Here is a 15,020-nt window from a genome sequence, read left to right as displayed (position 1 = left end):
CACACCGCCCACGCCGATGCCCACACGGAAGGTGACCGCGCAGCGAACGCTGCACCCCGCCCGCTTCGTCTCCCTCGCCGCGCTCGCCGTCCTCGTCGCCAGCGGCTGCGCGCCGTCCTCGGGCGAGCCCGAGGTCGTCCGGAATGCGGCGGGCGACCCGCTCGTGTCGACGTTCTCCATCGTCGCCGTCGACACGACCACGGGCGAAATCGGGGTCGCGGTCCAGAGCAAGTTCCCCAACGTCCGGTTCATGGTCCCGACCGTCGTGGCCGGCGTCGGCGCCGTCGCCACCCAGTCGTTTGCCCGCCTCGCGTACGGGCCGGAGGGCATCGCGCTGATGCGCCAGGGCGCGACGGCCCAAGAGGCCCTCCGCGTCTCGATGCGCAACGACCCCGACACGGGCGCCCGCCAGGTCGGGATGGTCGACGCACGCGGGAACGCGGCCACCTTCACCGGCGCCGACGCCTTCGCGTGGCGCGGCGGGCGTGTCGGCGGCAGCGACGCGGTCGCCGCGCCAGGCGTGGTCGCCGTCGGGCACGGGTACGCGGCCCAGGGCAACATCCTGGTGTCCCAGGCGACCGTCGACGCCATCGCGGAGACGTTCGAGGCCAGCACGGGCACGCTCGCCCTGCGGCTCACCGAGGCGCTGCTGGCGGGCGGGCGCGCCGGCGGCGACAAGCGGGGCGAGCAGTCGGCCGCGCTCGTCGTCCACCGCAAGGGCGCCGGCTACGACGGGTCCGACGTGATCGTCGACATCTCGGTCTACGACCACCTCACGCCGCTCGCCGAGCTCGCGCGGCTCGTGGCCCTCAACGACCTGTACTTCACCGACTCCGACCCCGCCGACATGATCGAGGTGACGCCGGCGATCGCACGCGAGCTCCAGGAGATCTGGATCGCCCGGAGCTTCCAGTACGACGGCCCGGCCGACGGCGTGGTCGACGCCGAATTCCAGCGCATCCTGACCGACTACATGGGGTGGGAGAACTACGACCTCCGTATCGACGAGGTGGCCGACGTGGACCTCGGGGCGGGCGAGACGCTGCGCATCGACCGCGAGGTGCTCGCCGACATCCGCGCCGTCTTTTCCGAGGGCCGCTACCGCTGAGGCCGTGCACCCGCTCCACCTCCGCCTGGCCGACCGCTCGCTGGGGCCCATCGGCGCCGCTCGCGAGGTGGCCGCCGAGATCGCGCACGATCCGGACGCGGTGGCCGTCGTCGTCGACGGGCTGGCGCATCCCGACGAGGGCGTCCGCAACCGGAGCGCGTGGGCGCTCGACGTGGCGACCCGGTCGACCCCGAGTCGCTTAGCGCCGCACGCCGACGCGCTCCTGGCCGTCGCCGACGCGGACCGGACCGGCGGGATGCTCCGGCGCCTGCTTCCGCGGCTCGTGTCCCGAGTGCCCCTCACCCCGGCCCAGGCCCGGCGCGCGACCGGCTGGGCGCTCGGCCGGCTCGACCGCTCGCGCCCCGCCGACCAGGCGAACCTGCTCGGCGCGCTAGCGGCCGTCGCCGTGGCGCACCCGGGCCTCGCGCCCGGCATCGTCCCCAGTCTCCACATCGCACTCGACCATCCGGCCCCGTCGGTCCGCGCGCGGGCGTGGCACCTCTGCGCCCGGCTCGACCGCCACGGGCTGCCCGCCGCCCCATGACCCCGACCGTCCTCGAAGGGGCCCACGTCCGCCTGGAGCCGCTCACCCGCGATCACCTCGACGCCTTGGCCGAGGTCGCCCTCGACCCCGATCTCTGGGCCTGGACCGCCTCGACGGTCCGCTCGCGCGCCGACCTGGAGGCCTACGTCGACACGGCGCTCGCCATGCAGGCCGACGGCACGGCGCTCCCGTTCGCCACCATCGACGTCGCCAGCGGGCGCGTCGTCGGCAGCACGCGGTTCGGCAACTACGTCGCCGCCCACCGCCGCGTCGAGATCGGGTGGACGTTCGTGGCCGCGCCGTGGCAGCGGACGGCCGTCAACACGGAGGCCAAACTGCTGATGCTGCGCCACGCCTTCGACACGCTCGGCCTAACCCGCGTCGAGTGGAAGACCGACGCCCTCAACACCCGCTCGCGGGCGGCCATCCTGCGCTTGGGGGCGGTCGAGGAGGGCACGCTCCGCCACCACATGGTGGTCGCCGGCGGACGCTTGCGCGACACGGTCTACTTTAGCGTCACCGCCGCCGAGTGGCCCGCCGTCGAGGCCCGGCTCGCGGAGCGCTTGGCGCGCAGCTAGCGAATCGCCACGGCCGGGGCAGTGGATCGGCGTGCGCGTGCGCGGCGGTGGCGCCCGCTCGTTCCAGCGTGCCCACGGCGATAGGGGGAGCAGAAAGGGGCTGCATCTCGATCCCGCTCTTCGCCGTAGCGTGCGGCGCGCCCCGCCACCGTCGCCATGCCGACCCGGTCCGCTCTCTCCGAGTCCGACGCCCGCAAGCAGGCCCGAAAAGAGCGGGCGTTCTACGGGAATCTGGCCTCGTTCGTTCTGGTGATGTCGTTCCTCACCGCGATCAACCTGCTGACGTCGCCGGACAGCCTGTGGGTCGTGTGGCCCTTCCTCGGGTGGGGCATCGGCATCGGGAGCCAGGCCATCTCGACGTTCGGCCACGTCCGCCGCGCCGACTGGATCGAGCGCCGCGCCGCCGAACTCATGGGCGAGACGACCTCCGACGAGCGGATCCGGACGCTGCTCGACGAGGAGCTCGACGCCCGCGTCCTTCCCGCCGGGGCGCCCCAGGACCTTGGCCGCCTCCAGCGCCGCATTGAGCACCTCGAGGCCATCGTCACCGCGACCGACGACCCCGCTGACCCCGGCGCGCGTCTGACGCTCGACTTCGACGCGCCAACATCGGGCCCCGCCGCCGCCGCCCGCCGCCGCGACCGCGCCTAGGATTGCGGCCGTTGTCCCGGTCGTCCAGAGAGACGGGTCGGAGATAGGCCGCAAGCCTCCCGCCGTGTCATCCCGAGCGAGCGCAGCGAGTCGAGGGATCTCCGGCGCGCACCGCCCCGCTACAGCGCGGACGTCGCGTCGTGCTCGGCTGAGATCCCTCGACTCCGCCGCTGCGCGGCTTCGCTCGGGATGACACGATGGGGGAGAGGCGGTCGGTCTGCAGGAAACCGCCAGTCAGGCTCGCGACCGTCTTTACCCCTCCTCCCCGCGCGCCGCCAGCGCCTCGGCGACGGCCGCCTCCACGAACGCTCGCGCCTCGGCGGGGTCCGCCGGCACGTCGCCCCAGAACAGGGCCGCCTTGACCGCCCCGATGGCCCCGCGCGCCGAGCCGCGGAGCTGGCGGACGGCCTCGACGAACAGCGCCCCGCGCCGGACGGCCTCGTCCTGTCGCGCCAGCACGTACTCCCACGCGGCGTCGTGCTCGTTGGGGACCTCGCCCTCCAACACGGCCTCGCGGACCCACTCCTTGAGCATCCCGACCGCGATCCCCTCGTCGAGCCCGAGTTGCCGCTTGATCTCGTCGCCCGAGACCGGCGGCTGCCAGTTGCGCATCTTGTCGCGCGCCTCGACCTCCTCGAACCGCGCCTCGACGCGGTCGAAGCCGGCGAGGTAGCGTCGCACGCGACGTGCGTTCTTGCTCGTCACGTCCGCGCGGACGAGCAGCATCAGGTCCTCGATGTCGTCGCCCGCATCCATCAGCAGGCGGCGGACGGCCGAGTCGGTCACGTCCGCGTCGACGAGCGCGGCGGGGCGGTGGTGGAGCCGGACGACGGTCTGCACGAAGTCGAGCGGGTCGCCGAGCGGGAGCTTGAGGCGGCGGAAGACCTGGGGGATGAGCGTGCGCGGGCCGACGTCCTCGTGGCCGTGGAACGTCCAGCCGGTACCGGGCTCGTAGCGCTTGGTGACGGTCTTTCCGACGTCGTGAAGGAGGGCCGCCCACCGGAGCCACAGGTCGAAGCCCGCCGCCCGGTCGCCCACGCCGACGCCGCGCTGCAGGTGCGCGAGGTTGTCGATCACCTCGAGGGTGTGCCAGAAGTTGTCCTTGTGGGCGCGTCCGCCGACCTCCTCGACGCCCGCCAGGTCGGTCACCTCGGGCAGGATGTGGTGGAGCACGCCCGTCCGGAACAGCAGGCCCAGCCCCGTTGACGGGACGGGCGCCGCGAGCAGCTTGGACAGCTCGTCCGTCACGCGCTCGGCGCTCAGGATCTCGACGCGCTCCGCCTGCGCCGCCATCGCCTGGACCGCCGCCGCATCCACTTCGAAGCCGAGTTGAGCGGCGAAGCGCGCGCCGCGCAGCATCCGCAGCGGGTCGTCGGCGAAGGTGACCGCCGGGTCGAGCGGCGTCCGCAGGCGCCGGGCGTCGAGGTCGTCGAGCCCGCCGAAGTGATCGACGACCGTCCCGAAGGCCGTGTCGAGCCGAGCCGCGAGGGCGTTGACGGTAAAGTCGCGCCGCGCCAAGTCGTCGGCGAGTGTGCCGTCCTCGACGATGGGCTTGCGGGAGTCGGCGCGGTAGCTCTCTTTTCGGGCGCCGACGAACTCGATCACGAGCCGCAGCCCCTCGCCGCCCGTGAGCCGGGCGACCGTCTCGGCCGGCACCGTGACGGCCGCCGTCCCGAACGCCGGGTACACGGCGGGCGCCTTGACGCCGAGCGCGGTCGCGGTCGCGGTCGCCAGCGCCAGCCCGCTCCCCGGCCCCACGCCGACGACGTCGAGGTCGGTCGTCTCGCGCCCCAGGATCGCATCTCGCACGGCCCCGCCGACGGCGTACGCCTCGACGCCGAGCCGCGCGGCCTCAGCGCCGATGCGCCGGAGCACGGGCTCGAAGGGGAGGGTGGGGGTGCGGTCGGGCACGAGAGGCGCGGGGAGACGCTGGAAGATCGGCGGCCGGCGCCCGCCAGCCAGCCAAGCGTCGGGGAAACGCGCGGGTGTGGGGACAGAGGCACGGGGTACTCGGTCGGGCGCGCCGAGGCCGGAACCGGGGACGTGCCCCACATCCGGTAGCGAGACCCTCCGGGGGGCTCTACCGCAGTTTCTCCTGCGCGCGCTCCGCCAGCCGCAGCGTCGCGAGGGCGTGGTCGAGCGGGTACGGCGCAGGCCGTCCCCCGGCGATGGCGGCGACGAACGCCGCCGCTTCGGTCGCCGGGCCGTCGGCGAGCGCTGGCGCCGGGGCGAACGGCGCGGCGTGCCCCTCGGCCTCGACGCACAGCGGCCCCGCCAGCGACCGCGCCTCGACGCGCGAGCCGGGCCGGGCGGCGTAGAGCGCGACCTCGTCGTCGGCCACGTGGTCCGAAAAGCGGACCGTGGCCTGCGCATACGCGCGGTTCTCGAAGCGGACCGCGAGCGCGACGGCGCGGAGCGCCTGGCCGTCGCGCTCGGCGACGGCGTCCATCCGGGCCACGGCGCGGGCGTCGGCGAGCGTGGCGCACACGTCGAGCGCGCCGGCCAGCAGGGTCGCCCAGCCGGCCTCGGCGAGCGGGCCGTCGGGCCGGGCTACGAGCGCGAGCGTGACGAGCCGGGCGGCCCACCCGGCGGGGATGCCCGCGAGCGCGGGCGTCACGCCGAGCGGCCGGGCCACGCCGACCTCGACGCCGGCCTCCTCGGCGTGGTCCGCCAGCCGCTCGGCCGCGCCCGCCGTCGGGGCGGGTGGCCACAGCAGGAAGGTGTGCGCGCCGCTCGCGACGGCGTCGGCCGCGCGCTGAGGGCGGTCGTCGACGGGCCCGCCGACCACGACGACGTGCGGGGCGCCGGGAGCGCCGGGCGAGGCGAGACGGGCCGCGAGGTCGGCCGCGCCGACGACGGTGACGTGTGGGGACATGGGGGCCGGGGGGGCTTCAATCTACCCGTCCCCTTCCCACGGGCCCGCACATGTCCCGCCTACCTTCGGGTCCGTCCCACCGCCCCGCCCGATGCGCACGCTCCTCCTCGCGGCTCTCGCCGTCCTCCTCGGCCCCGGCCTCGCCGCCCAGTCCGTCCCCGCGCGCGGCGCCGACGACACGTTCGACGTGGCCGCGTGGAACATGGAGCACTTCGGCAACCCGAGCGAGGGGCCGACCAACGACCCGCTCCAACTCCGCAACGCCGAGGCCATCATCGCCGGGGCCGAGATCGACGTGTGGGCCGTCCAGGAGGTCGGCGACCAGCAGGCCTGGTCGGACCTGCTCGCGTCGCTCGCCGACGACGGGTACACGGGTCGCCTGGGCCCGACCGTCCCGGGCAGCTTCCAGCTCCGGCTCGGGTTCATCTACAACCCGTCCGTCGTCCAGGTGATCGGGACGCGGACGATCCTCTCGGGTGGCAACTTCGGCGGCCGCGCCCCTTTCGAGATGCAGGCGACAGTCCGAGTCGACGGCGAGTCGCGGTCCGTCCGCATCATCTCGCTCCACGCCAAGGCCGGCACCCAGTCCGACGACTACACCGACCGCCAGAACGGCGCCGAGGCCCTCAAGGCCTACATCGACGACCGCGTGGCGCTCGGCGAGGACGTCATTCTGATGGGCGACTTCAACGACTTCCTAACCCGCTCCATCCGGATCGGCCAGCCGTCGCCGTACCTCGTGTTCACGAACGACACGGCGGGCTACGTCGCGGCGACGCTCCCGGTCGAGAACCGGGGCGAGCCGACGCTCTGCAACAACGCGACGTGCACGTCGGGCTCGACGCGTGACCACATCCTCTTTACGTCAGGCCTCGCCGACGAGTACGTCGACGACTCCGGCGACCGGTTCATCGAGGTTGTCGACGGCGTGCCGGGCTACGTCACGACGACGTCGGACCACCTCCCGGTGCTGGCGCGTTTCTCGTTCCGCACCACGTCGGCCGAGGGCGACCGCGACGGGCGCGCGGCGCGCCTGCTGGCGACGGCCCCGAACCCGTCGCGCGGCGCCGCCCGCCTGCGCTTCCGTCTCGACGCCCCCGCCGACGTCCGCCTCGACGTGGTCGACGCGCTCGGCCGCATCGTCGCCAGCGTCTCCGGGGCGTACGGCCCGGGCACGCACGCCGTCGCCCTCGACGGCGCCGCGCTCGCGCCGGGCGCCTACACGGTCCGTCTGAGCGCGGGCGGGGCGCTCGACGTGGGCCGCTTGGTGCGCGTCCGCTAGCGCGGCCTGCTGGCGCGAGCCAGTCGACGACGGGGCCGACACCGCGCGAGCTCTCAGGCCATCGCTCGTCAGCGGCGGCTCCCCCCGCTTTCCTTCCCTGAGCGTAGCGATGGAAGCGCGGGGAGCGCGCCGTCGACCACAAGCGCCTGGTCGCATGTGACCAGGGCCTCCCCGCACAGCGCAAGAGCCGTCCCGCGCACTGCGACGACGCTCCTCCGCATTGCAAGGGGTCCCGTCCGCAGCGCAAGCGCACCCATCCGCAGCGCAAGAGGCCTCGTCCGCACCGTAGGGGCGTCCGGCGCCAGCCGCGGGCACAAAAAAAGGGCGGCGACCCCCGAAGGAGCCGCCGCCCAAGAGCGCTGAGGCGCGGGGTGGCTAGTAGCCGCCGCCGCCGCCGTAGCCACCGCCGCCGCGGTTGCCACCGCCGCCGCCGTAGCCGCCGCCGCCGCGGTTGCCACCGCCGCCGCCGTAGCCGCCGCCGCGGTTGCCACCGCCGCCGTAGCCGCCGCCACCACCGCCGGAGCGGTCGCCACGCGGGCGGGCCTCGTTGACCGTGAGCGGACGGCCGCCCATGTCGAAGCCGTTGAGGGCCTCGATGGCCGCGCGGGCCTCGTCGTCGTTGGACATCTCGACGAAGCCGAAGCCACGCGAGCGACCGGTGTCACGGTCCTTGATGATCGTAGCGCTGTCGACGGACCCGTAGGCCTCGAACTGGCTGCGGAGGTCGTCGTCTCCCGAGGAGTAGGGGAGGTTTGCGACGTAGATGTTCATAATGCGGGGGTTGAAAAGGAGCGCCGACAGGGGAATGCGAAAGACGGGTGGGCCAGATAGCTCGACTCGGATCTGTCGGCCCCGCGTGCTCCGGGAAAACGTGCTCGCGCTAGAACCACGGAGGGGTCCACACGGGCGTTGAGCGGCAACATACCGCGCGTGGAGCCCACAGGATCCCCCACGCGCCGATTTCGCCCGCAGTGGGCGCGCCCTTCTTGTGCGCCCGATGCCGACTGGGACCAGCGAGGGGTGCGCGAGACGGATTCCTGGCGCGCGATGCCGTCAATCGAGCCCGTACGCCGCCGCGATCTCGTCGGGCGTGAACGGCTGGCGGTCGGCCTCGGGCAGCATCGCCTTGGTGACGACGAACGGGCCGATCGCGAGCGCGTCCATCCCCGTCCGCCGGAACACGCGGACGGCGTCGGCGGGCGCGTGGACGATGGGCTCGCCGCGCACGTTGAACGACGTGTTGACCAAGACCGGGCAGCCCGTCTTGGCGTCGAACGCCGCCAGCAGGGCGTGGAAGAGGCCGTTCCGCTCGGCCGTCACGGTCTGCACCCGCGCCGAGCCGTCGACGTGGGTGACGGCGGGGAGCGCGCTCGCGACGGCCGCGCGCTTATCGAGCCCGGTGCCGCCCGTCGTCGCGCCGCGCACCGGCCCGACCAGGAGCATGTACGGGGACTCAGGGGACTGGGGATTGGGGATTGAGGACCGGAGGCCTTCGCCTGATGTGTCCCCGCCTGGCGAGGCGGCGTTTCCCGAATCCCGAATCCCGACCCCCTGCCCCCCGAGCTCAAAAAACTCCGCCGCCCGCTCCGCCAGCACGGCCGGGGCGAAGGGCCGGAAGCTCTCGCGGAACTTGATCTGCAGGTTGACGCGCCGCTGCACGTCGGCGCCGCGCGGGTCGGCGAGGATGGAGCGGTGGCCGAGCGCGCGGGGCCCGAACTCGGCGCGGCCCTGGAACCAGCCGACCGTCTGGCCTTGCGCCAGCAGGTCCGCCACGGCGTCGACGAGGGCCGCGTCGCCGGCGTGCTCGTCGTACGGCAGGCCGTCGGCGTCGAGCGCGGCGCGGATCTGGTCCGGCGTCCACTTGGGCCCGAGGTAGCCGCCGTGCATGGCGTCGCTGGCGGAGACCACGCGGGGGTCATCGCCCCACTCGTGGGCGGCCACGAGGGCGGCGCCAAGCGCGCCCCCGGCGTCGCCGGCGGCGGGCTGGACCCAGACCTCGTCGAACGGCCCCTCGCGGAGCAGCCGCCCGTTCGCCACGCAGTTCAGCGCGACGCCGCCCGCGAGGCACAACCGGGTCTCGCCCGTCTCGGCGTGGACGTGCCGCGCCATCGCCAGCACGGCGTCCTCCACGACCGCCTGCACGCTCCGTGCCAGGTCCATCTCGCGCGGCCCCAGCGGCGACTCCGGCTCGCGCGCCGGGCCGCCGAACAGCTCCTCGAAGCGGCGCCCCGTCATCCGCGTCCCCGTCGCGAAGGTGAAGGCGTCGGTGTGGAGCCGGTACGAGCCGTCCGGCCGGAGATCAATCAGGTGCTCGCGGATGGCGTCGACGTAGCGGGGCTCGCCGTACGGCGCCAGCCCCATCAGCTTGTACTCGCCCGAGTTGACGCGAAACCCGCAGAACGTGGTGAACGCGGAGTAGAGGAGGCCCAGCGAGTGCGGGAAGTGGATCTCCTGCCGGATGTCGAGGCCGGCCCCGTCGCCGACGCCCCAGCTCGTCGTGGCCCACTCGCCGACGCCGTCCGTCGTGAGGACTGCCGCGCGCTCGAAGGGGGAGGGGAAAAAGGCGCTCGCGGCGTGGCTCCGGTGGTGCTCCGAAAAGACGAGCGGCCCGTCGTAGCCGCCCAGCTCGCGACGGATCGTGTCGGGCGTCCACAGCTTCTGCGTGAGCCACACCGGCATCGCGCGGATGAAGGCGCCCAGCCCGCGCGGGGCGTACGCCAGCGAGGTCTCGAGAATCCGCTCGAAGGTCAGCAGCGGCTTGTCGTAGAAGGCGACCGCGTCGAGGTCGGCCACCGCGAGGCCGGCTTCGGCCAGGCAGTACGCGGCGGCGTTCGTGGGGAACGACGGGTCGTGCTTGCGGCGCGTAAACCGCTCCTCCTGGGCCGCCGCCACGATCTCGCCATCGCGCACAAGCGCGGCGGCGGCGTCGTGGTAAAAGCAGGACAGACCGAGAACAGTCAACGGGTGATGGGTACCGAGTGATGAGTGATGAGCAGACGCCACGCATCGCCCATTACGAATCAGAAGAAGCGTTCGAGGCTCTCGCGGTCGGGACGGCCGTCGGGCCGGTCGATCCAGTACGTCGGCCGGCTCGCGTCGGGGTGCCGCGCCAGCGGCTCGCGGCCGAGCGCGCGCAAGGCCAGCCCGGTCGGGACGACGATGGCCACGAACACGACCGTCAGCAGCACGCGCGTCATCACGAAGCCGAGCGCGAACGCGAGCGTCATCCACGCCTGCCGGATTCCGCGCAGCATGAGGGGCGCGACGGTGCCGAGCACCACGAGCGCACCGCCGACCCCGCCCAGTCCCCACACCCACGGGCCCGGCCCGCTCCGCCACCCCACGACCGCGGCGATCGCCACAAACACGCCGCCAACCGCCCACCCGAACCGCCGGAGCGCCCGGCGCGACGGGTCGAGGGCGCGGACCTCGGCGCGGACGGTGTCGAGGAAACGGGGGGCGGCGTCGGCCATGGGCGCGGAAGCTAGAGCCGCTTGGCGCCGGGCATCGGCGCCGGCGCCCCACCCCGACCTGCGGGCCCATCCCCGCGCTCGGGCCGGGCGCCTCCCGCGACCTGCCCCATTCCAAAAAAGCGGGGACGTGCCGGAGCACGCCCCCGCCGGGCGATCGGGACGGGGCGCCGCTAGGCGTCCATCCCGGTGACCTCGCCCGTGTCGACGTCGGCGCGGTAGCGGCGGCCGCCGAGCACGAGGGCCACGACGCGGTCGCCGGACCCGTCGAGCGGGAAGGTGATCTCGAAGGGCTCGTCGATCTCGACGGTCTCGGTCTCGCCCCCGGCGGGCGTCCGCGTGATGGTGGCCTGGAAGGTGCCCGAGATGGTGCCCTCGACGGCGCGGCGCCAGCGCCGGGCCGTGCCGCGCGGGCCGCGCACGTCGGCGAGCGTGGCGCCGAGCGCGTAGGCGACGGTCCGCTCGCCGCGCGCGCCGCGCAGGGTGTCGGTCGCCGCGCGCTGCACGGCGCCGTTAACGGTGACGAGGTCGGCGCCGAGGTCGGTCACGTCGAGCGCGACGCCGAGACTCGTCAGGGCGTGGACGTGGCGCGGGGTGCGGAGCAGGCTCGACGCCGAGAGCACGTCGTAGCGCAGGGCGTCGGCGGTGCGGGCCTCGGCCTGGGGCTGGCCGGCGGCGTCGAAAAACTGGACCGTCGCGGTCCGCTCGAAGGCGGCGTAGAAACGGGCGTCCGGGTCGCCCCGCTCGCAGTCGGCGACCAAGGACCACGCGACGGCGGCCTCGTCGAAGGTGCGCTCGGCGCGGCAGCCGCGGCGGTGCGGGTCGGCGAGGCGCGCGGCGTCGGTGTCGGCGAGGGCGGCGGCGGCGGCGGCGTCTTCGAGAATGCCGCCCGCGTCGACGGCGATGGCGGTCGCGAGCGTGACGGCGGCGTCGTCGAGGGCGGCGTCTGCGAGCGCGGGGTCGGGGCCGGCGGCGTCGCAGGCGGCGAGCGAGAGGGCGAGGGCGCCCAGGAGGAGGGTGCGGGTCATGGCGGCGTGCGGGGGGTGCGACGCCAACCTGGGGGGGCAGCCCGGGCGTTCGTGTGTCGGACCTGTGGCGATTCCGCCCGGCCCCGGCGTCGGTTGTGTCGCGGGGCCCGGCGGCGGGGCTACTCGCGGACCCGGCGGCGCGGGTGGGCGGCGGGATCCCCGAGCGGGTCGAGGTCGAGCAGGCCAGGGTCGATCCGGTCGGCGAGGCCGGCGGCGCGGGCCTCGCGCGCGAGGTCGTAGCCCTCCGTGGTGACGATGGCCTCGAGCGTCTCGATGCGGCGGCGCAGGCGCTCGCGCTCGTCCTTCGCGTCGGCGAGCTCGTCTTCGAGGTGGGCCGTGGCGCGGCCGAGCTTGTCGGCCGTCGCGGCGTTCGTCTTGGCCACCTTGGCGTACGTGCCGGCGAGGATCGCCACACTCGCGACGACGAACGGCATGACGGCGATGAGAGCGGGGTCCATGGCGCAGGAGGGCGGTCCGGCGCCAACCTACGCCGTCCCTACACCCGACTGCGAGCCGGGCCTCCTCTTTCAACGGCTTACGGGAGCCACACCGCCGCGCTCAAGCGCCCAGCGCGAGGGCGATGCCGAGCGCGATCGCGACAGCGAACACGAGGTGCCAGGTCGTACGGGGCATGTCGAAGTGGTGGGATACGGCAGCCTAGCGGCGCGTCCCGCCGGCCGCATAGGGCATTTGGACCACGGGCGATAGTGCGGGCCGTGCTCAGTCTACCCAGATCGTCTTGGCGTTGACGAACGCGCGGATCCCGTGGCGCGCCAGCTCGCGGCCGTGGCCGGAGGCGCCGATCCCGCCGAACGGCAGGTTCGGGTGGCTCTTCGTCATCTCGTTGACGAACACGGCGCCCGAGCGGACCGCGCGCGCCAGCCGCTCGCCCCGCTCGGTGTCCGCCGTCCAGACGCTGCCGCCGAGCCCGAAGCGCGTCGCGTTCGCCAGCCGGGCCGCGTCGTCGGCGTCGTCCGCCACGATCAGCGAGGCGACCGGCCCGAAGATCTCCTCGTCGAAGGCGACCGTGCCCTCGGTCACGCCCGCGAGCACGGTCGGCGGGTAGTAGTAGCCGGTCCCGTCGGGGATGGCGCCGCCGGTCAAGACCTCGGCGCCGTCGGCGACCGCGCGGTCGACCTGGTCCTGGATGTCCTCGCGCAGGTCCTTTCGCGCCAGCGGTCCGATGTCGGTGCTCGCGGCCACCGGGTCGCCGACGGTGAGGGCGGCCATGCGGCGCGTAAAGCGCTCGGTGAAGGCTTGGGCGATGGGCGCCTCGAGGATGAACCGCTTGGCCGCGATGCAGCTCTGCCCGTTGTTCTGCGTCCGCGCCGTCACGCCCGTCTCGACGGCCGCGTCGAGGTCGGCGTCCGCGAGCACGATGAAGGCGTCGGTCCCGCCGAGTTCGAGCACGCACGGCTTGAGCGCCTCGCCGGCCTGCTTCCCGATGATGCGCCCGGCGCCCTCGCTGCCCGTCAGCGTGACGGCGCGGACGCGGGCGTCGGCGATGACGGCGGCGGTCTGGTCGTGGTCGATGATGAGGTGCTGAAAGACGCCTGGGCCGAAGCCTGCCTCCGCAAACAGCTCGGCCATCCGGTCGCCGCAGCCCAACACGCTCGTGGCGTGCTTGAGCAGGCCGACGCCGCCGGCCATGACGGTCGGCGCGGCAAAGCGAAAGGCCTGCCAGAAGGGGTAGTTCCACGGCATCACCGCCAGCACCGGCCCGAGCGGCTCGTAGGCCACGAAGCTCCGGGTGGCCTCCGTCTCGCGTGGCTCGTCGGCGAGGTAGGCCTGGGCGTGCTCAGCGTAGTAGCGGCAGACCCAGGCGCACTTTTCGGCTTCGGCGACCGCTTGCTCAAGGGGCTTGCCCATCTCGGTCGTCATCAGGCGGCCGAGGTCGCCTTTCTGCTCCTCCAGGAGATCTGCCAGCCGGCGCATGGCGGCGGCGCGGTCGTCGAACGAGACCCGGCGGTGGGTCTCGAAGGCGTCGGCGGCGCGGTCGAGGGCGGCGTCGAGGGCATCGTCGCCCAAGGTCTCGTAGCGAGCGATCTCGGCCTCGGTGGCCGGGTTGACAGTTGTGGGCATCGGAAGGGGAGAGGGCGTGGACGTTGAGCGAGCGGAGCGGGTCGGGGTTCCTCCGAGCCCGCGTTCCAGTCGCCTGTGGCGACCGTCTGGCGGGCCCGATCTTCACTCCAGCGTGAAAACCCGGGCGGGCCGGTTGCCATGCCGCGCGCCAGGCCGGAGATTCCCCAGGCTCACCCTCGCAGTCATGGCCTCGTCTGGAACCCTTCGTCGGAGCGCCCGCCTGGTGCGGTCGTGGCTCGGCACGTTCCGGGCGCCGACCGACAGTCCCGCCCATCGCGCAGTCGACGAGGTGACGGACCGGGGCGTCTCGCGCGCGGCCATCGAGGCCATCGTCGGGATGCCCATCGGCGACCTCGACCTGTACGAGCACGCGCTCCGGCACCGCTCCCTCTTTCGCGGGCTGACGACCGACGGGACGGAGTCGAACGAGCGGCTGGAGTTTTTGGGCGACGCCGTGCTCGGGGCCGTCGTCGCCGAGGCCACGTTCCGCCGCTTTCCCGACCGCAACGAGGGGCTGCTGACGCGGACGCGGGCGACGCTCGTCAACGGGAAGGCGCTGGCGGGGTACGCCGAGGCCATCGGGCTGGCGCCGCTGATCCTGATGAGCGAGAACATGGAGGGCTCGGACGGGCGCGGCAACGCCACGATCCTGGCCGACGCCTTCGAGGCCATCGTCGGCGCCGTCTACCTCGACCTCGGGTACGGCGCCGCGCGCCGCTTTGTGATGGCGGTGCTGGCGCAGTGCGTGACGCTGGAGGAGGCGGCCGCCGACCGCAGCAACCACAAGAGCCGTCTCTTGGAATACGTCCAGGGGCTGGGGCTCGAGCAGCCGACGTACGACGTGATCTCGGAGGAGGGCCCGAGCCACGAGCGCCAGTTCACGGTCGCGGCGATGGTGCAGGGCGAGGCGCTGGGGACGGGCGTCGACCGCTCCAAGAAGGCCGCCGAGCAGGCCGCCGCGCGCGAGGCGCTGCTGGCGCTCCGCCAGCGCGAGACGGCGCAGGCGTAAGAGGGCAGGGGTCGGGAGGCAAGCGGCCGTCGCTGGGGCGGTCGGCGCCTGGGACGTACAAGTCGGGCCGCACAGGGCCCAAGGCAATGGGTACAGCTCTCGCTCGGTAGACCCCCCGCTCGGACGCGCGAGCGGAGCGCATTCCGGGTAGACTCGCGTTGCGCGTCCAAGCTGTCCCCCTTGTCAAGGGGGACAGTCCGCGTGGCGTCGTGCTATTCGGGCAACCAGGCCCCGATGCTGGCTCCAGCCTTGCGTTCGGAGCGCCGCGCGGACGGGGGGTTTGCCGAGCATGGCCGGTCGGTCGACGGAATCCGCCTCCTGCCGCCGCTGGCGAAGACGGCGTGAGGGGGAGCACTGCGCATCGCCGACTCGTTACTTGCCGCCCTCACCCGC

The 15,020-nt window shown here is 73.8% G+C and carries 14 protein-coding genes; 6 read left to right on the top strand and 8 right to left on the bottom strand.

Going from position 1 to position 15,020, the window contains the following annotated elements; translation table 11 throughout:
- Positions 1-16: 16 nt before the first annotated feature.
- The 4 genes from ACLIRP_RS16125 to ACLIRP_RS16110 all read left to right on the top strand — a co-directional run bounded on the left by ACLIRP_RS16125 (position 17) and on the right by ACLIRP_RS16110 (position 2,881).
- Complete coding sequence (locus ACLIRP_RS16125; protein ID WP_412061496.1) at positions 17-1,108, top strand: DUF1028 domain-containing protein; 1,092 nt, start codon at positions 17-19, stop codon at positions 1,106-1,108.
- Positions 1,109-1,112: 4 nt separating this feature from the next.
- Complete coding sequence (locus tag ACLIRP_RS16120; protein ID WP_412061495.1) at positions 1,113-1,652, top strand: hypothetical protein; 540 nt, start codon at positions 1,113-1,115, stop codon at positions 1,650-1,652.
- A complete protein-coding gene (locus ACLIRP_RS16115; RefSeq protein ID WP_412061494.1) occupies positions 1,649-2,230 on the top strand; it encodes a GNAT family N-acetyltransferase in 582 nt (193 codons plus the stop codon). Before ACLIRP_RS16120 ends, ACLIRP_RS16115 begins: the two co-directional genes overlap by 4 nt.
- A 156-nt stretch (positions 2,231-2,386) precedes the next feature.
- Positions 2,387-2,881 (top strand): 2TM domain-containing protein, encoded by a 495-nt coding sequence (locus tag ACLIRP_RS16110; protein WP_412061493.1) that lies wholly within the window; start codon positions 2,387-2,389, stop codon positions 2,879-2,881.
- 252 nt (positions 2,882-3,133) lie between these two features.
- On the opposite strand, the gene ACLIRP_RS16105 is transcribed toward ACLIRP_RS16110, so the two are convergent.
- Together ACLIRP_RS16105 and ACLIRP_RS16100 are read right to left on the bottom strand one after the other, a co-directional pair.
- The gene (locus ACLIRP_RS16105; RefSeq protein WP_412061492.1) at positions 3,134-4,792 is read right to left on the bottom strand and encodes a CCA tRNA nucleotidyltransferase; all 1,659 of its coding nucleotides are present in this window, start codon (positions 4,790-4,792) and stop codon (positions 3,134-3,136) included.
- 169 nt (positions 4,793-4,961) lie between these two features.
- A complete protein-coding gene (locus tag ACLIRP_RS16100) occupies positions 4,962-5,756 on the bottom strand; it encodes a hypothetical protein (RefSeq protein WP_412061491.1) in 795 nt (264 codons plus the stop codon).
- A gap of 91 nt (positions 5,757-5,847) precedes the next feature.
- Here ACLIRP_RS16100 and ACLIRP_RS16095 point away from each other — a divergent pair, with 91 nt between their 5' ends.
- A complete protein-coding gene (locus tag ACLIRP_RS16095) occupies positions 5,848-7,038 on the top strand; it encodes an endonuclease/exonuclease/phosphatase family protein (protein WP_412061490.1) in 1,191 nt (396 codons plus the stop codon).
- Between the two features lie 375 nt (positions 7,039-7,413).
- On the opposite strand, the gene ACLIRP_RS16090 is transcribed toward ACLIRP_RS16095, so the two are convergent.
- The 6 genes from ACLIRP_RS16090 to ACLIRP_RS16065 all read right to left on the bottom strand — a co-directional run bounded on the left by ACLIRP_RS16090 (position 7,414) and on the right by ACLIRP_RS16065 (position 13,618).
- Positions 7,414-7,809 carry an RNA recognition motif domain-containing protein gene (locus ACLIRP_RS16090; RefSeq protein ID WP_412061489.1) on the bottom strand — a complete coding sequence of 132 codons (396 nt, stop codon included), beginning with the start codon at positions 7,807-7,809 and terminating at the stop codon, positions 7,414-7,416.
- 282 nt (positions 7,810-8,091) lie between these two features.
- Positions 8,092-9,999: a carbamoyltransferase gene (locus tag ACLIRP_RS16085; RefSeq protein WP_412061488.1), complete on the bottom strand. Its 1,908-nt coding sequence runs from the start codon at positions 9,997-9,999 to the stop codon at positions 8,092-8,094.
- A 59-nt stretch (positions 10,000-10,058) separates the two neighbouring features.
- On the bottom strand, positions 10,059-10,511 hold the full coding sequence (locus ACLIRP_RS16080) for an SxtJ family membrane protein (protein ID WP_412061487.1): 453 nt from the start codon (positions 10,509-10,511) through the stop codon (positions 10,059-10,061).
- A 170-nt stretch (positions 10,512-10,681) separates the two neighbouring features.
- Positions 10,682-11,536, bottom strand: a complete 855-nt coding sequence (locus ACLIRP_RS16075; protein ID WP_412061486.1) for a hypothetical protein — start codon at positions 11,534-11,536, stop codon at positions 10,682-10,684.
- Between the two features lie 119 nt (positions 11,537-11,655).
- Entirely contained in the window at positions 11,656-11,994 is a 339-nt protein-coding gene (locus ACLIRP_RS16070) for a hypothetical protein (protein WP_412061485.1), read from the bottom strand.
- 262 nt (positions 11,995-12,256) lie between these two features.
- The gene (locus ACLIRP_RS16065; protein ID WP_412061484.1) at positions 12,257-13,618 is read right to left on the bottom strand and encodes an NAD-dependent succinate-semialdehyde dehydrogenase; all 1,362 of its coding nucleotides are present in this window, start codon (positions 13,616-13,618) and stop codon (positions 12,257-12,259) included.
- A 184-nt stretch (positions 13,619-13,802) separates the two neighbouring features.
- Between ACLIRP_RS16065 and rnc the strand changes: the two genes are divergently transcribed.
- Positions 13,803-14,627: a ribonuclease III gene (rnc, locus tag ACLIRP_RS16060; RefSeq protein WP_412061483.1), complete on the top strand. Its 825-nt coding sequence runs from the start codon at positions 13,803-13,805 to the stop codon at positions 14,625-14,627.
- The last annotated feature ends 393 nt before the right edge of the window (positions 14,628-15,020 follow it).

The sequence above is a fragment of the Rubrivirga halophila genome, assembly GCF_046845755.1.
In the GTDB taxonomy this organism is placed as follows: domain Bacteria; phylum Bacteroidota; class Rhodothermia; order Rhodothermales; family Rubricoccaceae; genus Rubrivirga.
This window is presented reverse-complemented; position numbering and strand designations above follow the sequence as displayed.